Genomic DNA, 23463 nt, shown 5'->3' on the forward strand with positions numbered 1-23463 from the left:
CCAAGTGATCTATCCATGGCCAGGATGAAGGTGCCGTAACAGGTACTGGAGGTCCGAACCCACTAGTGTTGCAAAACTAGGGGATGAGCTGTGGATAGGGGTGAAAGGCTAAACAAACTTGGAAATAGCTGGTTCTCTCCGAAAACTATTTAGGTAGTGCCTCAAGTATTACCGTCGGGGGTAGAGCACTGTTTAGGCTAGGGGGTCATGGCGACTTACCAAACCTATGCAAACTCCGAATACCGACGAGTACAGCTTGGGAGACAGAGCACCGGGTGCTAACGTCCGGACTCAAGAGGGAAACAACCCAGACCGCCAGCTAAGGTCCCTAAAATTGGCTAAGTGGGAAACGAAGTGGGAAGGCTAAAACAGTCAGGATGTTGGCTTAGAAGCAGCCATCATTTAAAGAAAGCGTAATAGCTCACTGATCGAGTCGTCCTGCGCGGAAGATGTAACGGGGCTAAGCCAGTTACCGAAGCTGCGGATGTGCAATTTATTGCACGTGGTAGGAGAGCGTTCTGTAGGCCTGTGAAGGTGTCTGGTAACGGATGCTGGAGGTATCAGAAGTGCGAATGCTGACATGAGTAGCGTTAAAGGGGGTGAAAAGCCCCCTCGCCGTAAGCGCAAGGTTTTCTACGCAACGTTCATCGGCGTAGAGTGAGTCGGCCCCTAAGGCGAGGCAGAGATGCGTAGCTGATGGGAAACAGGTCAATATTCCTGTACCGATCAATAGTGCGATGTGGGGACGGAGAAGGTTAGCTCAGCCAACTGTTGGATATGTTGGTTCAAGCCTGTAGTCGTGCCTGGTAGGCAAATCCGCCGGGCTTAGATGAGGGGTGATAACGAGTCTGCTTGCAGACGAAGTGAGTGATACCCTGCTTCCAGGAAAAGCCACTAAGCTTCAGCTATTGACGACCGTACCGCAAACCGACACTGGTGCGCGAGATGAGTATTCTAAGGCGCTTGAGAGAACTCAGGAGAAGGAACTCGGCAAATTGATACCGTAACTTCGGGAGAAGGTATGCCCCAAGTAGGTGAACTCGTACAGAGGGAGCCCAAAGGGGTTGCAAAAAATCGGTGGCTGCGACTGTTTAATAAAAACACAGCACTCTGCAAACACGAAAGTGGACGTATAGGGTGTGACGCCTGCCCGGTGCTGGAAGATTAAATGATGGGGTGCAAGCTCTTGATTGAAGTCCCAGTAAACGGCGGCCGTAACTATAACGGTCCTAAGGTAGCGAAATTCCTTGTCGGGTAAGTTCCGACCTGCACGAATGGCGTAACGATGGCCACACTGTCTCCTCCTGAGACTCAGCGAAGTTGAAATGTTTGTGATGATGCAATCTCCCCGCGGAAAGACGGAAAGACCCCATGAACCTTTACTGTAGCTTTGTATTGGACTTTGAACAGATCTGTGTAGGATAGGTGGGAGGCTTTGAAGTGAGGACGCTAGTTCTCATGGAGCCAACGTTGAAATACCACCCTGGTGTGTTTGAGGTTCTAACCTAGGTCCATTATCTGGATCGGGGACAGTGCATGGTAGGCAGTTTGACTGGGGCGGTCTCCTCCCAAAGCGTAACGGAGGAGTTCGAAGGTACGCTAGTTACGGTCGGACATCGTGACGATAGTGCAATGGCATAAGCGTGCTTAACTGCGAGACTGACAAGTCGAGCAGATGCGAAAGCAGGACATAGTGATCCGGTGGTTCTGTATGGAAGGGCCATCGCTCAACGGATAAAAGGTACTCTGGGGATAACAGGCTGATACCGCCCAAGAGTTCATATCGACGGCGGTGTTTGGCACCTCGATGTCGGCTCATCTCATCCTGGGGCTGTAGCCGGTCCCAAGGGTATGGCTGTTCGCCATTTAAAGAGGTACGTGAGCTGGGTTTAAAACGTCGTGAGACAGTTTGGTCCCTATCTTCCGTGGGCGCTGCAGATTTGAGGAAGCCTGCTCCTAGTACGAGAGGACCGGAGTGGACACACCTCTGGTGTATCGGTTGTCACGCCAGTGGCATTGCCGAGTAGCTAAGTGTGGAAGAGATAACCGCTGAAAGCATCTAAGCGGGAAACTCGTTTCAAGATGAGATCTGCCGGGGCCTTGAGCCCCCTAAAGAGTCGTTCAAGACCAGGACGTTGATAGGTCAGGTGTGGAAGCGCAGTAATGCGTTAAGCTAACTGATACTAATTGCTCGTGAGGCTTGACCCTATAACTTTGATAGCCAACGCTCAAGCAGTCATGCTTGTGTGAAAAGCTCAAAGATTGTTATGCCAAGTTGACGCAGTCAAAACACATAAAATCTGATTCCAAACTCTATGAATTCGCCAGGCTGTTCCACGAACAGCCCAGCACCAAGTTATGCCTGATGACCATAGCAAGTTGGTACCACTCCTTCCCATCCCGAACAGGACAGTGAAACGACTTTGCGCCGATGATAGTGCGGGTTCCCGTGTGAAAGTAGGTCATCGTCAGGCTCTTATAGCCCCAATACCCCCCAGTCCCAACGGATTGGGGGGTTTTGCGTTTGGGGCTATCGAAATGAACACTATCCCCAACCGCTGATGGCCACACGCTAGCGTTGCTCTCGTGGCTGCTTCTCGGGTACCCAACACCCTCGCCTTTGGACGCCTGCACCAAGTAAGCCATATCGCTTGTTCTGTGTACTCGTTGTGTCGGGGCTGCGGACAGCTCAATCAGCTTCGCCTCACCCCATCAGCAAAAACAGCCAATTCGCCAGCGTTGAAGGCGATCCAGCGCTCGTTGTTGGTCAGCGGCGCTGTGACGATGATGGCCACACGGTCTGTGGGTTGCGTTTCTTTGGCGAAGTCAATGCGTACATCTTCGTCAGACAGTTGCGCCTCGCTGAAGGGGTGCTGGCGCTCGATGTAATGAAGCTGGGTTGTGGCGTGGGCCCACAAGGCCTCACCATTGGAGAGCAAGCAATTGAACGTCCCATGGGGCGCAATGTAGCGTGTGAGCTCTTTGAGAGTCAGTGTGAGCTCGTCAATCGGTGGCAAGCAGGCATGTGACTTGGCCAACTCCTGCATCAGCCAACAAAAAACATGTTCGCTGTCGGTGTTGCCCACGGGATGGAAATGGGAGTGCAACCGGGGGCGGAAGTCTTTCAGATCGCCGTTGTGGGCAAACACCCAATAGCGCCCCCACAGCTCGCGCACGAAAGGGTGGCAGTTTTGCAGGGCGACCACGCCCTGGGTGGCCTTGCGGATGTGGGCAATGACGTTGCGGCTTTTGATGGGATAACGCCGAATCAGGTCTGCAATCGGCGAATCCACCGCAGGCAAATGGTCCACAAAGTGCCTGAGGCCCCGATCTTCAAAAAATGCGATGCCCCAGCCGTCGGAGTGGTCGGCGGTGTTGCCGCCCCGTTGGGCAAAGCCCTTGAAACTGAAAGTCACGTCCGTGGGCGTGTTGGAGTTCATTCCCAGCAGTTGGCACATGATGAGCGCGATTAAATGTTAGTTTGCAGATTTTGGGTCGGCTGCGGGTTTTTCTCGCAATTGCCACGCGGCCACCATGGCGATCAGGCACAGCGCGGCCAGCATGAGGAAGGTCTCTCCGAAGGCTGCGACCCTTTGGGGATTGCTGGGGCCTAGCGACAAGGATGCGCCATGGGCGGCGATGCGCCACTCCAGAACAATGCCGCACAGGCTCACGCCAGCTGCGCCACCGAGCATGCGCACAAAGCCGATAGCGCTGGAACCTTGAGAAATCAGCGCCTTGTCCAGCGGGCGCATGGCTCCCAGGTTGAGCGAGGGAAGAATGAAGCCCAGGCCAATGCGCCCGAGGATGGCGAATGCGATAAGCATCCACAGCGTGGACTGCAAGCCGATCAGCAGCATGAGCGCGAACGAGGCGGCTAGCAGTGCCAGGCCCGCACTGACCAGGACATGGGTGGGATGGCGGTCTGCCAGGCGGCCCACCCAGGCAATGGTGATGGCCAAAACAATGCCTGCCGGCAGCATCAACGTGCCCACGTGCGAGGGAGTGAGCTCCAGCCCCAGCTGCATGAACACCGGCAGCAGATAGGTGGAGCCAAACAGGGCGGTGCCGTAGATAAAGGCCACGATGCTGCCCATCGCAAATTGGCGAAATTGGAAGAGCCGTAAATCCATCAACGGCTTTTTTCCCAAGCTCGCCATGCGCTTTTGCCAGGCGATGAACCCGAAAAAGGCTCCCACCGCCACTAGCAGCAAGACGCCCGCTTCCGCGCCCGTGCCGCCATGCAGCGACACCAGCCCGTTGAGCAAGCACAAGGTCCCCACTGTGCCCAGTAGCAGGCCGCGCCAGTCCAGCCCTTCACCGGATCGATTGGCAGGAACTCCCCCGGGGCTGTCATGGGCACAAACCGGTAGGCCAGCCAGATGGAGGCCAGGCACAGCGGCACCACCATGAAGAAGATGGAGCGCCAGCCGAACCAGTCGACCAGCAGGCCGCCAATGCTGGGGCCAATCGCTGGTGCCAGCACCACCCCCATGCCAAAGATACCGCTGGCGCGGCCTTGTTCATGGGGCTGAAATGCATAAAGAATGATGACGGCAGGAATGGGCTGCACGACCCCGGCGGCCAGGCCTTCTGCCACGCGGGCCAGCAAGACCAGGCCAAAATTCTGTGCCAACCCACCCCCTACGCCACCGAGCAGCAGGATGAGCATGGCGCCCACATACGTAGCCCGGTACCCATAGCGAGCCAACAGCCACGGGGTGGTCAGCATGGACACGGTGGTGGCGACCATGAAGCCAGAGGTCACCCATTGGGCGCGCTCTTGTCCCAGCGTGAAGTAATGGCTCATGTCCGGGATGGCCACATTCACAATGGTGGACGACATGATGGAGGCCATGGTGCCCACCATCACCGAAAGCAGCAGCAACCACCGATAGCGTTGGCCGTAGCGTTCTTTCAATACGGCCAGCGAGCTGGATGGTTGCGTGTCCATGGAAATCCCGGTCAGGGTGGGGGTTAGCTGCGCTCAGTCCACAGCGTTCCGCCGGTGGCCCAGTTTTCCCGCTTCACATCGGTAATGAGAATGTCGACTGACTCGGGCGAGCCGCCCAGAATTTCGACCGAGACGCGGGTGATTTCTGCGACGAGCTTTTTTTTCTGCTCGATCGTGCGGCCTTCCATCATTTCGATGTGATAGGTGGGCATGGGGGAGTCCTTTCGGGTTGAAAACGCTAAAGGCCCATCATATCGGCGTGGTCCGTGCCTAGTGCCCACTCGGGTTTGTCTTGGCTGGCCCGCCACCCTGTGGCGGGTGGGCCCGGGTGGCGCAGGCGGGGCACAGGCAGGCCCTACCTTGCGAAGCTTGGGGGATGGCCTGCAATGCCGTGGGCTCAATGGGGGTCGCGGTGCACCAGCACGCCTCAATGCCCAGCCCCGCTTCCATGGCGCACTGGTTGCTTTGGCCGCACAGGGGGCACGACGATGGGTCTGGGGTCACGGCGTTCAATCGGGATGAGGGGGAGAGGGCTCGTGCAGTGTAGGGGGGCTGGCGTGCTTTTTTGCCAGCCCTCGGCCGAGGGGGCCGTGCCCGGTGTCAGGCCGCGATGGACAACGCAGCGCCGGGATGGCGCTGCAGCCGGCCGGTGTCTGCATTGCCCAAACTGAACACCGCCACGGCCTGCACCAGTTGAGTGGCCTGGGATTCCAGCGAACCTGTGGCGGCGGCGGCTTCTTCCACCAGGGCGGCATTTTGCTGGGTGACCTGGTCCATTTGGGCGATGGCCCGGTTCACCTGCTCCAGGCCGCCCGTCTGTTCCTGGCTGGCCGCGCTGATCTCGCCCACGATGTGGGTCACGCGCTGCACGCCGCTCACGACGTCGCGGATGACGGTCCCGGCTTCTTCCACCAGGCGGTTGCCCGCGTCCACTTGCTGCACCGAGTCGTCGATCAGCCCCTTGATCTCCTTGGCCGCCGCCGCACTGCGCTGGGCCAGGGTGCGGACCTCGCCAGCCACTACGGCAAAGCCTCGCCCCTGCTCGCCTGCGCGGGCGGCTTCCACGGCCGCGTTCAGGGCCAGGATGTTGGTTTGGAAGGCAATGCCATCGATGACCGAGATGATGTCCACGATTTTGCGGGAGGCGGTGTGGATGCCGCCCATCGTGCTCACCACATTGCCCACCACGGTGCCACCCCGTTGGGCCAGGCTGGAGGCGTCTTGTGCCAGTTGGTTGGCCTGCCGGGCGTTGTCCGCGTTTTGCCGCACGGTTGCGGTCATCTGCTCCATGGACGCAGCCGTCTCTTGCAGCGCACTGGCCTGCTCTTCCGTGCGGCTGGACAGGTCCAGATTGCCCCGCGCAATTTCGCTGGAGGCCAGCGCAATCGTCTCTGCCCCTGGCGCACTTGCCCGACGGTGGAGCGCAGTTGCTCGCTCATGGCGTCCAGTGCGCGCAGCAGTTGGCCGGTTTCGTCGCGGGCGCTGGCAGCGGCACCGGCCTGCGTGCTCAGGTCGCCACTGGCCACCGTCTGGGCCACCACCACGGCGCGGTGCAGGGGGCGGGTGATGCTGCGGGTGATGATGTACGCCAGAGCCGTAGCGGTGAGCAGTGCCAACGCGCCCAGGCTGATCATGAGCACGCGGCCCCGGGTGTAGCCGCTTTGCACGTTCGCTGCGGCGGTATTGATGCTGGCGCGCTGCTGGTCCAGCAGGGCTTGCAGGCTGTCCAGATAAGCCGCGCCTGCGGGGCGGAAATCGCTGTTGAAGCGTTTTTCTGCCTCCTCGGCCTGACCATCGGCTTTGGCTTTGTTCACCGCGTCGCGTGCTGCAATGTAGCGCTGGCGGGCTTGCGACAACGTGGCAAACAGAGCCTTTTCCTCGGGCGTCTCCAGCAGGGCCTCGATTTGCTTTTGCTGCTCTGTGGAGTTGCGCGAGGCCTCTGCGTTTTCAGGGGCGAAGAAGGTGGCCAGAGACGGATCGGAGCTCTTGGCCACTGCGGTGGTGCGGCGCACGCTGGTGTGGATGGTGCGGTACCAGTCGGAGACCAGGCGCTCCTTGGTCAGCGGCCGCTCCATCATGGCGTCGGTCTCGCTGGCAATGGCCTGCAGCTGCCAGATGCCGATGCCCAAAATGGCCGCCGTGAGGAAAATCACGGCAGAAAACGCCAGTGCCAAGCGGCTGCCGATGGAGAGGTGGTGGATGTGCATGTCGAATCAAGGGTGGTTACTCACTTCTATTTTCGACATCCTCCATTTCAAACTTGAGGTGCACCGCGCGTTTGCCAGAGTACTTGTCTTTTAAATGCCACGCAGGCCGCGTTGGCTGTGCGGGTGGATTGGGGCGATGGGCTGTATGCGCTATTCATAAAAATAGCTGCTAGCGCTTTATTTATAAGCGCTAGCAGCTATTGTTTTTATAGTGGCCTCTTACTTTGCAGAGGCCTTCACCTTCAGGCGCCAGGCATGCAGCAGCGGTTCGGTGTAGCCGCTGGGCTGCTCCTTGCCTTTGAAGACCAGATCGCACGCAGCCTGGTAGGCCATGCTGGTGTCGAAGTGGCCGGCCATGGGCTGGTAGAGCGCATCGCCAGCGTTTTGCTTGTCCACCTTGGCGGCCATGCGCTCGAAGGTTTCGCGCACTTGGGCCTCGGTCACCACGCCGTGGTGCAGCCAGTTGGCCATGTGTTGGCTGCTGATGCGCAGCGTGGCGCGGTCTTCCATCAGGCCCACGTCGTTGATGTCGGGCACCTTCGAGCAGCCCACGCCCTGGTCCACCCAGCGCACCACGTAGCCCAGAATGCCCTGGGCGTTGTTGTCCAGCTCTTGCTGCTTTTCGGCCTCCGTCCAGTTCGGGGTGCCAGTGACGGGGATGGTCAGCAGGCCGGTCAGCAGGTTGTCGCGCTCGGCGTTCACGTCGGTCTTTTCCAGCTCGATCTGGATGTCGCTCACCTTGACCTGGTGATAGTGCAGCGCGTGCAACGTGGCGCCCGTGGGGCTGGGCACCCAGGCGGTGTTGGCACCGGCCTTGGGGTGGCCAATCTTCTGCTTGAGCATCTCGGCCATCAGGTCGGGCATGGCCCACATGCCCTTGCCGATCTGCGCCTTGCCGCGCAGGCCACAGCTCAGGCCCACCAGCACGTTGTTCTTCTCGTACGACTGGATCCAGGCGCTGGTCTTCATGTCGCCCTTGCGGATCATCGGGCCGGCCAGCATGGCGGTGTGCATCTCGTCGCCGGTGCGGTCCAGGAAGCCGGTGTTGATGAAGGCCACGCGGCTCGATGCGGCGGCAATGCAGGCCTTGAGGTTGACGGAGGTGCGGCGCTCTTCGTCCATGATGCCCAGCTTGACGGTGCTGTCGGGCAGGCCCAGCAGCTTCTCGACGCGGCCGAAGAGTTCAGCGGCAAAGCCCACTTCGGCGGGGCCGTGCATCTTGGGCTTGACGATGTAGACGCTGCCCTTGCGGGAGTTGCGGATGCCGTTTTGTCCATGGCCCTGCAGGTCGTGCAGTGCAATCGCCGTGGTCACCACGGCATCCATGATGCCTTCGGGGATTTCGCGCACAGCACCTTGCGCGTCGGTCCAGAGGATGGCCGGGTTCGTCATCAGGTGGCCCACATTGCGCAGGAACATCAGCGAGCGGCCATGCAGGCGCACTTCTCCGCCTTGGGGGGCCGTGTAAACACGGTCAGGGTTCAGCCCGCGTGTGAAGGTCTTGCCGCCCTTGGCAACCTGCTCGGTCAGCGTGGCCTGGATGATGCCCAGCCAGTTGCTGTAGCCCAGCACCTTGTCCTCGGCGTCCACGGCGGCCACGGAATCTTCCAGGTCCAGGATGGTGGACAGGGCCGCTTCGAGCACCAGGTCGCTTACGCCCGCGGCGTCGGTCTGGCCGATGGGCGTTGCGCGGTCGATCTGGATGTCCAGGTGCAGGCCGTTGTGCTGCAGCAGCACCGACGACGGCGTGGCGGCATCGCCCTGGTAGCCCTTGAACTGCGACGCGTCCTTGAGGCCTGTGGTGCTGCCGTTGGCCAGTGACACGACCAGATGGCCGTCTTCGACGCGGTAGCCGGTGGAGTCCTTGTGCGAGCCGCTGGCCAACGGCGCGGTGTCGTCCAACACCTGGCGTGCAAAGGCGATCACCTTGGCGCCGCGCACGGGGTTGTAGCCCTTGCCCTTTTCCGCACCGCCTTCTTCGCTGATGGCATCCGTGCCATACAGCGCGTCATACAGGCTGCCCCAGCGGGCGTTGGCGGCATTCAGCGCATAGCGCGCGTTCAGGATGGGCACCACCAGCTGCGGACCGGCCTGGGTGGCCAGCTCGTCGTCCACGTTGGCGGTGGTCGCCTTCACCTCGACTGGCTGGGGCACCAGGTAGCCGATCTTTTCGAGAAAGCTGCGGTAAGCCACCATGTTCTGGATGGGGCCGGGGTTGGCCTTGTGCCAGGTGTCCAGCTCGGTCTGCAGGCGGTCGCGCTCGGCCAGCAGGGCGATGTTGCGGGGGGCCAGGTCGGCCACGATGGCATCAAAGCCCTTCCAGAAGGCGGCGGCATCGACCCCCGTGCCGGGCAGCACCTTGTCTTCGACAAAGCGGAACAGGGAGTTGGCCACTTGCAGGCCGTGGACGGTGGTGCGATCGGTCATGGTGCTTGCCTCTAGCGATGGTTGCAATGGTTGAAAGGAGGATCTTTCCCAGTTGCCAGGGGGGCATGGGGAACAGCTTGTGGGCCACTGTATTGCAAATGTTTGACGATATAAAGATCATCAAAATCTCAAAACCAATGACTTTTATGCAAAAGTGAGGCCATGGACAAACTCAAAGCGTTTGAATCGTTCGTGTCGGTGGCCACACGCGGCAGCCTCACCGCAGCGGCCAAGGCCGAGGGCGTGGCCCCGGCCATCATGGGCCGCCGCCTGGATGCGCTGGAGGCCCACCTGGGCGTGAAGCTGCTGGTGCGCACCACGCGGCGCATCAGCCTCACGCACGAGGGCAGTGCCTTCCTGGAGGACTGCCAGCGCATGCTGTCGGACGTGGCGAATGCCGAGGCCAGCGTCTCTGCGGGCGGGGTGAAAGCCACGGGGCAACTGCGCATCACCGCCCCGGCAGGTTTTGGCCGCCGCCATGTGGCTCCGCTGGTGCCGCGCTTTCGTGAGTTGCACCCGGATGTGACCATCTCCCTGAACCTCAGCGACCGCGTGGTGGACATGGCGGGCGAGGGCTACGACTGCGCCGTGCGCGTGGGGGACCTGCCCGATTCGTCCCTGGTGAGCGTGCGCATTGCCGACAACCGCCGCCTGTGTGTGGCCACGCCCGCCTATTTGCAGCGCCACGGCACGCCCCGCCACCCGAGCGAGCTGGTGCAGTTTGACTGCCTCACGCTCTCCAGCGAAGCCTCGCAAGTGCGTGGCTGGGCGTTCCGCATCCCAGCTGAGGGCGGCCATGAGGTGCTGCACCTCAAGCCCGGCGGCCCGCTGGATTGCTCCGACGGCCAGGTGTTGCATGACTGGTGCCTGTCGGGCTACGGCATTGCCTGGCGCAGCACTTGGGAGGTGGAGTCCGAGATCGCAGCCGGGCGCCTGGTGGAGGTGCTGGGCGAGTTTGCTGCGCCGCCCAACGGCATTTACGTGGTGTTCCCGCAGCGCAAGCACTTGCCCCTGAGAGTGCGGCTGTGGATCGACTACCTCAAGCAGCAATACGCACGGCCCGCGTTCTGGGAGGGGCGGTGATGCCCCTTCGCGTTCCCCTCCACGCGCCCCATTTTCCCACCCAGGCCGCCCGCGCCGTGGCAGACTGAGCCCATGTCCGAGCCCACGCTCCTCGTCGCTGACGACCACCCCCTGTTCCGCGCTGCCGTACTGCATGTGCTGCGCGAGCGCCTGCCGCAGTTCCGCACACTGGAGGCGGCCAGCGCCGCCACCCTGGGCCAGGCGCTGCAAGAGCACCCCGAGGTGGAGTTGGTGCTGCTGGACCTGAGCATGCCCGGCACGCGCGGCTTCTCGGCCCTGCTGCATGTGCGCGGCGAATACCCCGAGCTGCCGGTGGTGATCATCTCGTCCAACGACCACCCGCGCGTCATCCGCCGCGCGCAGCAGTTTGGCGCGGCGGGCTTCATCCCCAAGTCGGCCCCCGCCGAGGCCATGGGCGAAGCGATTGCCGCCGTGCTCGACGGCGGCAGCTGGTTCCCGCCCATGGCGGCCGAGCGCTCCGAGGCCGACGCCGAGCTGGCCGCACGCCTGGCGCAGCTCACCCCCCAGCAGTTCCGCGTGCTGCTGTGTTTGGCGGATGGTTTGCTCAACAAACAGATCGCCGCCGAGCTGGGCCTGGCCGAGAACACCGTGAAGGTGCATGTCACCGCCATCCTGAAGAAGCTGGCTTGCTACAGCCGCACGCAGGCGGCGGTGCTGGTCAAGAGCCTGGAGGCGGAGGGGACGGAGCCCGTTTGACGGGGCGGTTTTGATAAAAATAGGCTCTGGCGCACGTAAATTAAGCGCTGGCAGCTATGAAAATAGGAGTGAGGGGGTGGATTTTCCAGCGCTACAAACCCGGCTGCGCAGTTTTGCTGCAGCCCGTGATTGGCAGTCTCGCCACGCGCCAAAGAACCTAGCCATGGCGCTGACGGTGGAGGCGGCGGGACTGCTGGAGCTGTTCCAGTGGACGACGCTCAGCGAATCGCGGGGTGTGGCACGCGACCCCGTCCACAAAGAGCGCGTGGCCCATGGGATCGCCGACGTGCTGTTGTGTCTGGTGCAACTGGCAGACCAGGCTGGGGTTGATCTGCCAGAGGCCGTGGAGCAGACGCTGCGTGCCAAGGCGCTTGAACACCCACCTAAGCACCCGGAGTTGGAGCCTCCCACGCCCGCTGCCGCTGTGGCGGCAATGCCAGCACCGACAGCCCCCAGGGTGCACTTGCTCGTCGATTGGGAAAACGTGCAGCCCAAGGGCGATGAACTCCAGGCCCTGGTGCCGCAGGGCACGCATGTGTGGTTGTTCCATGGCCCGCGCCAGACGGTGGATGCATCGGGTCATCGGCAGGTCTACGGGGCAGAACAGGTGACGCTCGTTCAGAGAACGGGCACGGGCAAAAACGCGCTGGATTTTCAGCTGACCTACTACGTCGGATACATCTCGGCCAACATTTCGGCCCGCCAGTCGGAGGGCACGTTTTTCGTCGTCTCCAACGACCAGGGGTATGAACCCATGCTCGCGCATGCGCGGGAGCTGGGGTTTGATGCGCAGCAGCGTGGGTTCCGCAGAGTGCAGGCACCACTCGCCGCACCCGCAGTATCCGAGGCGCCCGTGGTGCTGAAGTCAGCGCCAGTGCTGCAGCCAGAGCCTCCATCGGCGGTGAACCCTGCGGTGGAGGCGACGGTCAAGACCACAGCGAAAGCTGTGGCACCACTGCCTCCGCCTGCAAAAGCTGCTCCGGCCCGCACCCAGGCCACGCGGGCAGACATGCAGCAACTGCTGGCCCAACTGGATGGGCTGGCTCCACCTCACCGCCCCGTGCAGAAGGATGCGCTGTTGGTGCTGCTGCAAAGTTGGTTGGGCGAGCCCAGTGCCAGGTCTGCGCGCACATCGCACGCCCTGGCCCAATTGCAGGCGCGAAAGCGGGTGATGGTAAAGGGCGATGCGGTGTCCTATCCAACTGCTGCTGTGGCCCACCCTGCGGTCAAAAAAGCGGCTCCCAAGGCGGTGACTGCAAAGGCCGCCGCTGCAAAGAAAGCATCTGCACCCAAAGTGCCCGCACAGCCGCCGGTGCTGAAGAAGTCCGCTGCTTCGACCCCACCCAAGCCGCCCATCCCTGCCGTTGGCAAGACCTCGGCGAAGACGGCGCAATCCCCCACTGCAGCCCAGGTGGCGCGGGCGGTGCTGTCCAGCCTTCAAAAAATGACCACAAACAAGCCCCGGCAACGTGCAGGCTTGCTCAAGCACATCCAGACCCACGCCGCACGGGCGGAAGACCCGGTGGCCATGGCGCTGCGCGTGCTTGGCTTGCTGGAGGCTCGTAAGGACGTGGCCACCGCATCGGATGGCAAGAGGGTCACCTACTTCAAAGCGAAATAGGCACCTAGCGCTTATAAATTAAGCGCTAGGTGCTATTGAAGGCATAGCATTAAAGCATGCCCTGCTGCAACCTCAGCAGCGTCTGGCTCACCAGCGCACGCAGCGCTGGGGCTCGCACCGGCTTGGCCAGAAAGCCCCAGCCGCGTTCGGCGGCTTGGCGGCGCAGTGTTGCGTCGCGTTCAGCGGTGACCAGGATCACGGCGGGGCTTTGGCCCCAGCGTTGGCACAGTTCGGCATACACCTCTGGCCCCTGGTGGCCAGCACCCAAGTGCACGTCCAGCAACACGAGCTGGGGCGCCTGCCCTGGGCGAGCCTGCTCCAGTGCCTGTTGCGGGCCGCCTGCCAGTGGCACGTCGCAGCCCCAGCGTTGCAGCAAGGCGCGTGTGGCGGCGCAGGTGGGGCCGTCGTCTTCGATCACCCAGGCGCTGCTGCCTTGCAGCGGGGCGTCGTCCAACGCGGGCTGTGCGGTGGCGCGGGCTGGAGTGGGTTGCACCGCAGCCGGGTCGCCCAGCGGCACGCACACCCAGAACACGCTGCCACGCCCTAGCTGCGATCGCAGGCCAATCTCGTGCCCGAGCAGGCGGCCCAGGCGCTCGACGATGGCCAGGCCCAGGCCTGTGCCCCGGTCGTCGGCGCGGCCCTCGTCCAGACGGCGGAATTCCTCAAAAATCTCGCGCTGCAGTGCCTCGGGGATGCCGGGGCCTTGGTCATGTACCTCAATGCGCAGGTGCTCGCCGTCCGCCCGCTTCACCCGCCGGCAGCCCACCACGATGCGCCCGCGCCGGCTGTAGCGGATGGCGTTGGAGACAAAGTTCTGCACGATGCGCCGCAGCAGGTTCTCGTCGGTGCGCACCACGGCGCGCGTGGGCACGCAGCTGAGCTTCAGCCCCTGGCTCTCGGCCAGCACACCAAAGTTGTGGGCCAGCACCTGCAGCAGTGGGCCCAGGGCTACGTCGTGGATGTGCACGTCGAGCTGGCCCGATTCCATGCGCGAGATGTCGAGCAGGCTGCCCAGGATGGCGTCTTGCGCGGCCAGTGCGCCTTCGATGCTGTCGGCGGCATGCTGGGCCGCATCCCCCTGCAGGTGGCTGCGCAGCAGCGAGGTGAACATGCGCGCGGCGTTCAGCGGTTGCAGCAGGTCGTGCACGGCGGCGGCCACAAAGCGGGTTTTGGAGCGGTTGGCCTGCTCGGCTTCGCGCCGCGCGGCGTCCAGGTCGCGGGTGCGGTCGGCCACGCGCTGCTCTAGCGCATCGGCCAGCGATCGCAGCTCGCGCGCGGCGTTCTTGTAGCTGGTGATGTCGGCGTAGCTGGTCACAAAACCGCCCTCGGGCAGCGGGTTGCCCCGGATCTCCAGCACGGTGCCGTCCTCCTTGGCGCTTTCGTGCAGGTGGGGCGTGCCGCTGCGCAGGTGCTCCAGCCGCCGCTCGATGGACTCCTCCACCCGGCCGTGCCCCAGCAGCCCGCGGCGTGCGTTGTGGCGCAGCAGGTCGGCAATGGGGCGGCCCACCTGCATCAGGTCGGCCGGGTAGCGAAACAGCTGCACGTAGCGCGAGTTCCAGGCGACCAGGTTCAGTTCCGCATCGATGATGACCACGCCTTGCGGCAGGTGCTCCAGGCTTCGGCTCAAGCCCGTGTCTGTCTGCTGGGCGGCCTGCTGCGCGGCCTGCACGATGCCGTCCTGCGCGGTGCGCAGCTCTTGCGCATGCTGTTGCAGCACGGTTTCCAGCTCTTGACGGCTGCGCTGGCGCAGGCGGGCCAGGCGTTGGCGCTGGCGCACAAACAGCACCAGCAGCGACAAGGCCAGCCAGCCGCCCCCGCCAGCCGCAGCGGCCCAGCGGCTGTCGACCAGGCTGCTGTGGGTTTCATGCACCAGGTGCAATTGCCAGGGGGTGCCGGGCAGCGGCTGGGTTTGCCATAGCGCGCGGCCGGGCAGGGGGGCAGATCGGCAGAGAGCAGGCGCACCAGCCGGCCCCCGTTGTCCAGACGGTCGTCCACCCGCAACTCCAGCGGCCGCAGGGGTTGGTCGGAGTACTGCCGCGTGGCCATCAGCTCGCGGCGCTCCTCGTCGTCCAGCGGCTCCAGCAGGCGGTAGCGCCAGGCGTCCTGGCTGGCCAGAAAGACGACCCCGTGCGCGTCCGACGCGAGCACGATGTCGGGCGTCTGCAGCCACTCGCGCTCCAGCTCCTGCAGGGCAATCTTGATGGCCACCAGCCCCAGGATGTGGCCGGTTTCATCGCGGATGGCCTGCGACAGGAAGTAGCCCGCCTCGCCGGTGGTCACGCCAATGCCGTAGAAGCTGCCGCGCCCCTGGGCCAGCGCCTGCTGCACGTAGGGGCGAAAGCTGTAGTCCACGCCCACGTTGCTGGTGGCGGTGCGCCAGTTGCTGGCGGCCACGGCCAGGCCCTCGCGGTTGAGCAGGGTCAGGGTGGACGACTGGCTGGCGCCGTTGGCCTGCTCCAGCTTGAGGTTGAGCTGCTCGACCTCGGCCGGGCGCAGGGGGCGTTGCAGGGCGCTTTGCAACTGCGCGTCCAGCGCCAGCACCTCCGGCAGGGTGCGGTAGCGGTCGATGCGCTGGGCCAATGTCTGGCCATACAGGCCCAGCTGGCGCTGCACGCTGTCGCTTTCGTCGTGCAGCGACCGGTGCCACGCCCATTGCCCGGCCACCAACATGCAGCCCACCGTGCCGGCGAGCAGGATCAGCAGCGTCCAGAGTTGGCGAAGGCGGGGCGTAGACATGTCTGAGGGGGCGTGGTGGAGAGGGCGCTGTGCAGTCTGGGGCGGGTGAGAGTGTGCCGCACCCTGTTGGGGACTAGGTAGTTACCCTGATGGGGCGCGTGTGCTCTCCTATGGGGCGGCTTGGGACTAATACCAATAGGTTATCGGCTGAAACAAATTGCAGCGGTACAAACAGCACCCTTAACGCGCACCTGTCGCACCCCGGTGGTGCGCCCCGCGATTTTTGGAGACCCGCCCCATGCACAACCATTCCGCTCCAGCCGCTTCGACCTTGAAGCTGCCCTTCTATCGGCAACTGTACTTCCAGGTGGTGTTGGCCATCGTCCTGGGCGTGCTGTTGGGCCACTTCGAGCCCTCTTATGGCGAGGCGCTCAAGCCGCTGGGCGATGCCTTCATCAAGCTGGTGAAGATGATCATCGCCCCGGTGATCTTCCTGACCATTGTGACCGGCATCGCAGGCATGTCCCAGCTCTCCACCGTGGGGCGCGTCTTTGGCAAGGCCATGGCGTACTTCCTGTTCTTCTCCACGCTGGCCCTGGTGGTGGGCCTGGTGGTGGCCAATGTGGTGCAGCCTGGCGCGGGCATGAACATCAACCCCGCTGACCTGGACCAGACGGCCGTCAAGGGCTACGTGGCCAAGTCGCACGAGATGACGCTCACCGGCTTTGCGTTGGACATCATCCCCAAGACCCTGGTCAGCCCCTTCGTGGGCGACAACATCCTGCAGGTGTTGCTGGTGGCCGTGCTGTTCGGCGTCGGCCTGGCCATGGTGGGTGAGCCTGGCCGTCCGGTGTTGAACTTCCTGGAAGCCCTCACCACCCCCGTGTTCAAGGTGGTGGGCATTGTCATGAAGGCAGCACCTTTGGGCGCCTTCGGGGCCATGGCGTTCACCATTGGCAAGTTTGGCCTGGGCTCGCTGGTCAACCTGGCGTGGCTGGTGGGCTCGTTCTACATCACCTCGCTGCTGTTCGTGCTGGTGATCTTGGGCTTTGTCTGCCGCCTGTGCGGCTTCTCGGTGCTCAAGCTGTGCCGCTACCTCAAGGCCGAGCTGATGCTGGTGCTGGGCACCTCGTCGTCCGAATCCGCCCTGCCATCACTGATGGAAAAGATGGAAAAGGCCGGCTGCAGCAAGTCGGTGGTGGGCCTTGTGGTGCCCACGGGCTACTCCTTCAACCTGGACGGCACCAACATCTACATGACGCTGGCTGCGCTGTTCATCGCCCAGGCCACCAACACCGAACTGACGCTGGGCCACCAGGTGGCGCTGCTGCTGGTGGCGATGCTCAGCTCCAAGGGCGCGGCCGGCGTGACCGGCGCGGGCTTCATCACCCTGGCCGCCACCTTGGCCGTGGTGCCCGAAGTGCCTGTGGCCGGCATGGCGCTGATCCTGGGCGTGGACCGCTTCATGAGCGAATGCCGCTCGCTGACCAACTTCATCGGCAACGCCGTGGCCACCGTGGTCGTCTCGCGCTGGGAAAACGCGCTGGACCACGAACGCCTGGACGCCGCACTCAACGGCCACGCACTGCCTGCCCCCACCATAGCGGCCACCGCACCGGTGATGACTGCCGACGTACCTGCGGGGGCTGCGGCACGCACGGTGGCTTGATCCGCCTCCCCTGGGGTTCGACCAACGCGGCGCAGGCTTCAGGGCCTGCGCCGCGTTTTTTCTGGGGCCGTGTGGGATTTGCCTCAAGCACAATGGCGGTCTCACCGGGGCATACCAAGGAAACTCCATGACTCTCGAAGCCGTTTTGGCCGCATTGCACTTGCTGGCCATCCTCACGCTGGTGGTTTTTTTGACCAGCGAAGCCGCACTTTGCCGCTCGGAATGGATGAGCTCCGCCGTGGTCAAGCGCCTGGCGCGGCTGGACCTGATCTACGGCATCACGGCCGTGGTGCTTTTGGCAACGGGTCTGGCGCGCCTGTATCTGGGGGTGAAAGGGCTGTCCTGGTATGTGTCACAGCCGCTGTTCCACATCAAGATCACCTTGTTCGTGTTGATGGGGTTGATCTCCATCAAGCCCACGCTGACCTTTCGCCGCTGGCTCAAAGTGCTGAACAGCACGGGTGCATTGCCCGGCGAGGCCGAAGTGCGCAGCACCCGCCGCTGGGTCATGGTGCAGTCCCACATCCTGCCCGTGGTTGCGGTGATTGCCGTGTTCTGGGCGCGTGGGTGGTAACGGGCACTGAGCGCAGTACATAGCCCCAATGAAAAAGCCCGCCAGACGTGAGTCTGGCGGGCTTTTCCGTGTGGGGTGGGCGGATAGTGGGAACCGCCCAGTCCCTCACTTCTTGAGGCACTCGCTCATGAATGCCTTGCGTTCGTCGCCCTTGAGTGTCTTGGCCTTGGCGTCTGCATTGCAGGTCTTCATCTTGTCTTGCTGCGTCGCAGGCTTGTTGCTCAGGCAAGTCTTCATGAACGCCTTGCGGTCATCGCCCTTCTTGTCCGCCGCTTCTGTGTTGCAGGTGGCCATTTTGGATTGTTGCTTGGTGTGCGCTGCTGCTGGAGCGGAGGCAGGCGCCGCAGGGGCGGCTGCCACGGGCGCTGCTGCTGCCGGTGCGGCGGCGGGGGCTGGAGCGGTCTTGGCTGCAGGTGCTGCGGCCCCAGCGGCGGCGGGTGCATCGGCAGCATGGGCTGCGCTGATCGAAAGGGCCAGGCTCAGGGCGGTCAGGGAGAGAAGCTTTTTCATAGGGGCTCCAGAATGTTTTAGGAACATCGATAACCAATCCGGTATGGATGGTAGGGTTTCAACGCGCCAGATTCTGGCGGCGCTGACAGTTCCGCATCATGGGGCCTGTTTCTTACGATCTGTTGCGCTTCACGCCAATCGGTGACTTATCGATCATGGCCCGGCTCACTTTGAGGCCGTGGCGGGTGTTGATCGGTGCTTTCGGGCCGCTGTGGCCCCTGGTCTGTGGTGTGCTTGGTCACTGCGTTTACAGCGCCACAGGTGGCGCCCCGTAAAATCCTCCGATGCTCTCTGTCAAAAACGAACTTCTGGCCACATTGGCTACCGCGCTGGATGCCATTTCGCCCGGCGCAGGCGCCAAGGCGGCCTTTGAATCCCCCAAGGTTGCTGCCCATGGCGACTTTGCCTGCACTGCAGCCATGCAATTGGCCAAGCCGCTGAAGCTCAACCCCCGTGCGCTGGGCGAGCAACTCAAGGCCGCACTGGAGGCCACGCCCGCTTTTGCCCGCTGGGTGGCGGGCATTGAAATCGCCGGGCCAGGCTTTCTGAACATCCGCCTGCAGCCCGCCGCCAAGCAAGAAATTGTGCGCGAGGTGTTGGCCGCTGGCGAGCGTTTTGGTTATCAGCCTGACAACGGTCAGCGTGTGCTGGTCGAGTTTGTGTCGGCCAACCCCACGGGCCCACTGCACGTGGGCCATGGCCGCCAAGCTGCGCTGGGCGATGCCATCTGCAACCTGTTCAGCACCCAGGGCTGGAACGTGCACCGCGAGTTCTATTACAACGACGCGGGCGTGCAGATCGACACCCTGACCAAGAGCACGCAACTGCGCGCCAAGGGCTTCAAGCCCGGCGACGACTGCTGGCCCACGGACAGCGACAACCCGCTGGCCAAGAACTTCTACAACGGCGACTACATCGCCGACATTGCAGAGGCCTTCAAGGCCAAAGCCACCGTCAAGGCCGATGACCGCGAATTCACCGCCAATGGCGATGTCGAGGACTACGACAACATCCGCCAGTTTGCGGTGGCCTACCTGCGCAATGAGCAGGACAAGGACTTGCAGGCGTTCAACCTGCACTTTGACGAGTACTACCTTGAATCCAGCCTGTACACCAGCGGCCGCGTCGAGGCCACGGTGAACAAGCTCGTGGCCAACGGCAAGACCTACGAGCAAGACGGCGCGTTGTGGCTCAAGAGCACCGACTATGGTGATGACAAGGACCGCGTCATGCGCAAGCAGGACGGCACCTTCACCTACTTCGTGCCTGATGTGGCGTACCACATTGCCAAGTGGGAGCGCGGCTTCACCAAGGTCGTCAACATCCAGGGCACCGACCACCACGGCACCATCGCACGGGTGCGCGCTGGCCTGCAGGCGGCCGATGTGGGCATTCCACAAGGCTACCCAGACTACGTGCTGCACACCATGGTGCGCGTGGTGCGCGGTGGCGAAGAGGTCAAGATCAGCAAGCGTGCGGGCAGCTACGTCACGCTGCGCGATTTGATCGAGTGGACGAGCAAGGACGCCGTGCGCTTCTTCCTTTTGAGCCGCAAGCCCGATACCGAGTACACCTTCGACGTGGACCTGGCTGTGGCCCAGAACAACGACAACCCCGTGTACTACGTGCAGTACGCGCATGCCCGTATCCAATCGGTGCTGCGTGCGTGGCAAGAGGCGGGCGGTGGGGATGTCGCTGCGCTCAAGGATGTGGATCTGTCGGCTCTGGAAGGCCCGCAGGCCCAGGCCCTGATGCTGCAGCTGGCCAAGTACCCCGAGATGCTCACGGCCGCAGCCGACGGCGAAGCCCCGCACGACGTCACTTTCTATCTGCGCGACTTGGCATCGGCCTACCACAGCTACTACGATGCCGAGCGCATTTTGGTGGACGACGAAGCGATCAAGAAAGCCCGCCTGGCGCTGGTTGCCGCGACGGCGCAGGTGTTGCACAACGGCCTGGCCGTGCTGGGTGTGTCGGCTCCGGCCAGAATGTAAGCAGGAACTACCATGAAGAAAAAGCAGTTGGGCGGAACCATCCTGGGTTTCATTCTGGGCGTTATCGTGGGGCTGGGTTCTGCCCTGGCCGTGGCCGTGTATGTGACCAAGGTGCCCGTGCCGTTCTTGAACAAAGGCAGTGCACGCGGGGTGGACCAAGACGCCGCCGAGGCCCAAAAGAACAAGGACTGGGACCCCAACTCGCCGTTGCGCAGCAAGTCTGCGGCCAAGGCCGCTGCGCAGGCGGCGGCTGCCGCATCGGCCCCCGCCGCCAGTGGCCCGGTGACGCCAGCCCAGACGGCTGCCGCCACGCCAGACCCCAAGGCGACGGCCGCATCGGCCCCTAAAGCGGCTGCCAGCAAGCCGGAAAAAACCGACACGGCCAAGCCCGCCGCCACCAGTGCCGACCCGCTGGGCGACCTGGCCAAAGCCAAGGCCGCAGAATCCGGCGGGGCCGACCCCTACGATTACTTTGTGCAGGCCGGGGCCTTCCGCACCCAGGCCGATGCCGACGCCCAGCGCGCCAAACTGGCCATGATGGGCTGGGAAGCCCGGGTGAGCGAGCGCGAGCAAAATGGCCGCCCGGTCTTCCGCGTGCGGGTGGGCCCGTTCGCCAAACGGGATGACGCTGCCGCCCTGAAGGACAAACTGGACGACACCGGCGTGGAGTCCGCGCTGGTGCGCGTGCAGCGCTGACGTTTTTGCGCCCGGCCGCTGCTGAACTTTTTCCAGGTATGCCGCTCACATCCCCAAGACCAGATCAAGGAGTGTTCTTTTCATGAAACGTCGCGAGTTTTCCCTGTCCGCCGCTACGGCGGTTGCTGCCTCTGCCGTCACGCTGCCCATGGCCACCCCCGCTATGGCGCAAGTGCGCCAGTTCAAGGAGGGCAAGGACTTCCAAAAGCTCTCCAAGCCCGTCGCGACCGAAGCGGCTGCCGGCAAGATCGAAGTCATCGAGTTCTTCTGGTACAGCTGCCCCCACTGCAACGCCTTTGAGCCGGTGCTGGACGCCTGGATCAAGGCGGCATCCAAGGACCTGGTCATTCGCCGCGTGCCCGTGGCGTTCAACGCCAGCTTTTTGTCGCAGCAAAAGCTGTACTACGCCCTGGAAGGCATGGGCAAGCTCGACGCTGTGCACGCCAAGGTGTTCCGCGCCATCCACGTGGAAAAGCTCAAGCTGACCAAGGACGAAGATATTTTTGCCTGGGTGGGCAACCAGGGGGTGGACGTCGCCAAGTTCAAGGAGATCTACAACTCCTTCAACGTGGCCAACCAGGCCCGCCGTGCGGCCCAGTTGCAAGCCGACTATGGCGTCGAAGGCGTGCCCTCCATGGGCGTGGCAGGCCGTTATTACACCGATGGCACCATGGCTGGCAGCATGCAAACCGTGCTGCAAGTGGTGGACTATCTGGTGAGCTCGGTCCGCAAGGGCTGATGCGCCTGCGGCATACGCCGTGCCACCTCGCTACCAAAAGCCCGCGCAAGCGGGCTTTTTTTGTTCTGGGGTGCAATGCATGGCTACAATGATTGCAAGATTCGTGCCCTCATGAAACATCGCATTACCCCCCTCCTTGTGCTTGCAGCCTTGACCTGCGCCTTTGGCGTGGCGCAAGCTGAAAAGGCCGACCGCAGCAAGCCCATGAACATCGAGGCCGATGCGCTGCGCCACGATGAAGTCAAGCAAACCAGCGTGTTCTCTGGCCGCGTGGTCATGACCAAAGGCTCCATCGTGCTGCGCGGTGCGCGGCTGGATGTGCGCCAGGATGCCGAGGGCTACCAGTCCGGCATCGTCACGGCCGAAGCGGGCAAACGCGCGTTCTTCCGCCAAAAGCGTGACACCCTGCCGGGTGCGCCCGAAGAGTTCATCGAAGGCGAAGGCGAAGTTATCGAGTACGACGGCCGTACCGACAACGTGCGCTTCATCACCCGTGCCGAGCTGCGGCGCTACCGTGGCGGGGCCTTGAGCGACGAGATCACCGGCGCGGTTGTCGTCTACAACAACCTGACCGATGTCTTCACGGTTGATGGCCAAAAGAAGGCCCTGCCGGCCAGTGGCTCTGAAGGCCAGGCCAGCAGCGGCGGCCGCGTGCGGGCCGTGCTGGCCCCCAAAGACCCCAAGACGCCAGCTTCGGCACCGGGCTCCAGCGCGACCAGCCCGGCCCCTGCAGCCTCGGCGCCCGTGCTGCGGCCCAGCACCTCTTTGGGCGGTGCCACCCAGTGAGCGATCGTTCCGTGCAAGCCTCGGTAGCGGGGCCGTCTTCCAGTCGCCTTGAGGTCGCCCACCTGGCCAAGTCATACGGCAGCCGCAAGGTGGTCAAGGACGTGTCCCTGGTGGTGCAAAAAGGCGAGGTCGTCGGTTTGCTGGGCCCCAATGGGGCGGGCAAGACCACTTCGTTTTACATGATCGTGGGGCTGGTGCGCAGCGATGCGGGGGATATCCGCATCGACGGCCAATCGGTGGCGCACATGCCCATCCACAGCCGTTCGCGGCTGGGCCTGTCGTATTTGCCGCAAGAAGCCTCCATCTTCCGCAAGCTGACGGTGGAAGAGAACGTGCGCGCGGTGCTGGAATTGCAGCGCGATGAACACAACGCCCCTCTGTCGCGGGCGGCGATTGAAGAGCAACTCACCTCGCTGCTGCAAGAGCTGCGGGTGGACCACCTGCGCGCTTCGCCCGCGCTGGCTTTGTCGGGTGGCGAGCGCCGCCGCGTCGAAATCGCCCGCGCCCTGGCCACGCAGCCCCGCTTCATCCTGCTGGACGAGCCCTTTGCGGGCATTGACCCTATCGCGGTGATCGAGATCCAGCGCATCATCGGTTTTCTGAAGGCCCGCGGCATTGGTGTGCTCATCACCGACCACAACGTGCGCGAGACCCTGGGCATTTGCGACCACGCCTTCATCATCAGCGATGGCCGTGTGCTGGCGCAGGGCACGCCGGCTGAGATCGTGGACAACGCCGAGGTGCGCCGTGTGTACCTGGGCGAACACTTCCGCATGTGATGGCTTGGCGCGGTGTGGCTATGCGGTGTGT

At 63.1% G+C, this 23463-nt stretch carries 15 protein-coding genes, 2 rRNA genes and 3 pseudogenes (1 of these 20 only partly in view); 12 read left to right on the forward strand and 8 right to left on the reverse strand.

Translation table 11 applies throughout. The features are described 5' to 3' along the window. Positions 1–2208: ribosomal RNA gene (locus EAG14_RS01640) — 23S ribosomal RNA — on the forward strand; it begins 671 nt to the left of the window's first position. Positions 2209–2361: 153 nt separating this feature from the next. After that, a 5S ribosomal RNA gene (gene rrf / locus EAG14_RS01645) occupies positions 2362–2474 on the forward strand. A 219-nt stretch (positions 2475–2693) separates the two neighbouring features. Here the strand turns inward: rrf and EAG14_RS01650 are convergent. The 6 genes and pseudogenes from EAG14_RS01650 to EAG14_RS01675 form a co-directional block, all read right to left on the reverse strand. After that, complete coding sequence (locus EAG14_RS01650) at positions 2694–3458, reverse strand: class II glutamine amidotransferase (RefSeq protein WP_121727875.1); 765 nt, start codon at positions 3456–3458, stop codon at positions 2694–2696. 18 nt (positions 3459–3476) lie between these two features. Further along, positions 3477–4954: pseudogene (locus EAG14_RS01655) on the reverse strand (MFS transporter). 23 nt (positions 4955–4977) lie between these two features. Beyond that, positions 4978–5166, reverse strand: coding sequence for a 4-oxalocrotonate tautomerase (locus EAG14_RS01660; RefSeq protein WP_092699432.1), 189 nt, complete (start codon positions 5164–5166; stop codon positions 4978–4980). 58 nt (positions 5167–5224) lie between these two features. Beyond that, complete coding sequence (locus tag EAG14_RS01665) at positions 5225–5458, reverse strand: cysteine-rich CWC family protein (RefSeq protein ID WP_371414392.1); 234 nt, start codon at positions 5456–5458, stop codon at positions 5225–5227. Positions 5459–5554: 96 nt separating this feature from the next. Continuing rightward, positions 5555–7161: pseudogene (locus EAG14_RS01670) on the reverse strand (methyl-accepting chemotaxis protein). 219 nt (positions 7162–7380) lie between these two features. Continuing rightward, the gene (locus tag EAG14_RS01675) at positions 7381–9588 is read right to left on the reverse strand and encodes a malate synthase G (protein WP_121727877.1); all 2208 of its coding nucleotides are present in this window, start codon (positions 9586–9588) and stop codon (positions 7381–7383) included. Between the two features lie 162 nt (positions 9589–9750). Here EAG14_RS01675 and EAG14_RS01680 point away from each other — a divergent pair, with 162 nt between their 5' ends. The 3 genes from EAG14_RS01680 to EAG14_RS01690 all read left to right on the forward strand — a co-directional run bounded on the left by EAG14_RS01680 (position 9751) and on the right by EAG14_RS01690 (position 13009). Next, a complete protein-coding gene (locus tag EAG14_RS01680; RefSeq protein ID WP_121727878.1) occupies positions 9751–10671 on the forward strand; it encodes a LysR family transcriptional regulator in 921 nt (306 codons plus the stop codon). 72 nt (positions 10672–10743) lie between these two features. After that, positions 10744–11388, forward strand: coding sequence for a response regulator transcription factor (locus EAG14_RS01685; RefSeq protein WP_121727879.1), 645 nt, complete (start codon positions 10744–10746; stop codon positions 11386–11388). 163 nt (positions 11389–11551) lie between these two features. Continuing rightward, positions 11552–13009, forward strand: a complete 1458-nt coding sequence (locus EAG14_RS01690; protein ID WP_371414393.1) for a PIN domain-containing protein — start codon at positions 11552–11554, stop codon at positions 13007–13009. 49 nt (positions 13010–13058) lie between these two features. Here the strand turns inward: EAG14_RS01690 and EAG14_RS23695 are convergent. Continuing rightward, positions 13059–15745 (reverse strand): annotated as a pseudogene (locus tag EAG14_RS23695) (PAS-domain containing protein). A 238-nt stretch (positions 15746–15983) separates the two neighbouring features. Here EAG14_RS23695 and EAG14_RS01700 point away from each other — a divergent pair. Both EAG14_RS01700 and EAG14_RS01705 read left to right on the forward strand, forming a co-directional pair. Next, the gene (locus EAG14_RS01700; protein WP_121727881.1) at positions 15984–17354 is read left to right on the forward strand and encodes a dicarboxylate/amino acid:cation symporter; all 1371 of its coding nucleotides are present in this window, start codon (positions 15984–15986) and stop codon (positions 17352–17354) included. Between the two features lie 127 nt (positions 17355–17481). After that, entirely contained in the window at positions 17482–17928 is a 447-nt protein-coding gene (locus EAG14_RS01705; protein ID WP_121727882.1) for a DUF2214 family protein, read from the forward strand. 105 nt (positions 17929–18033) lie between these two features. Here EAG14_RS01705 and EAG14_RS01710 read toward each other — a convergent pair whose 3' ends face one another. Then, positions 18034–18438 carry a PsiF family protein gene (locus EAG14_RS01710; protein ID WP_121727883.1) on the reverse strand — a complete coding sequence of 135 codons (405 nt, stop codon included), beginning with the start codon at positions 18436–18438 and terminating at the stop codon, positions 18034–18036. A gap of 284 nt (positions 18439–18722) precedes the next feature. On the opposite strand from EAG14_RS01710, the gene argS reads away from it, so the two are divergent. The 5 genes from argS to lptB all read left to right on the forward strand — a co-directional run bounded on the left by argS (position 18723) and on the right by lptB (position 23432). Next, positions 18723–20432 (forward strand): arginine--tRNA ligase, encoded by a 1710-nt coding sequence (gene argS / locus EAG14_RS01715; protein ID WP_121727884.1) that lies wholly within the window; start codon positions 18723–18725, stop codon positions 20430–20432. Positions 20433–20444: 12 nt separating this feature from the next. Continuing rightward, positions 20445–21128 carry an SPOR domain-containing protein gene (locus EAG14_RS01720; RefSeq protein WP_099656946.1) on the forward strand — a complete coding sequence of 228 codons (684 nt, stop codon included), beginning with the start codon at positions 20445–20447 and terminating at the stop codon, positions 21126–21128. An 82-nt stretch (positions 21129–21210) separates the two neighbouring features. Beyond that, the gene (locus tag EAG14_RS01725; RefSeq protein WP_121727885.1) at positions 21211–21867 is read left to right on the forward strand and encodes a thiol:disulfide interchange protein DsbA/DsbL; all 657 of its coding nucleotides are present in this window, start codon (positions 21211–21213) and stop codon (positions 21865–21867) included. A 111-nt stretch (positions 21868–21978) separates the two neighbouring features. Then, on the forward strand, positions 21979–22653 hold the full coding sequence (gene lptA, locus EAG14_RS01730) for a lipopolysaccharide transport periplasmic protein LptA (protein ID WP_099658846.1): 675 nt from the start codon (positions 21979–21981) through the stop codon (positions 22651–22653). Continuing rightward, positions 22650–23432 (forward strand): LPS export ABC transporter ATP-binding protein, encoded by a 783-nt coding sequence (gene lptB, locus EAG14_RS01735; RefSeq protein ID WP_121727886.1) that lies wholly within the window; start codon positions 22650–22652, stop codon positions 23430–23432. Before lptA ends, lptB begins: the two co-directional genes overlap by 4 nt. The last annotated feature ends 31 nt before the right edge of the window (positions 23433–23463 follow it).

The organism is Acidovorax sp. 1608163, from assembly GCF_003669015.1.
In the GTDB taxonomy this organism is placed as follows: Bacteria; Pseudomonadota; Gammaproteobacteria; order Burkholderiales; family Burkholderiaceae_C; genus Acidovorax.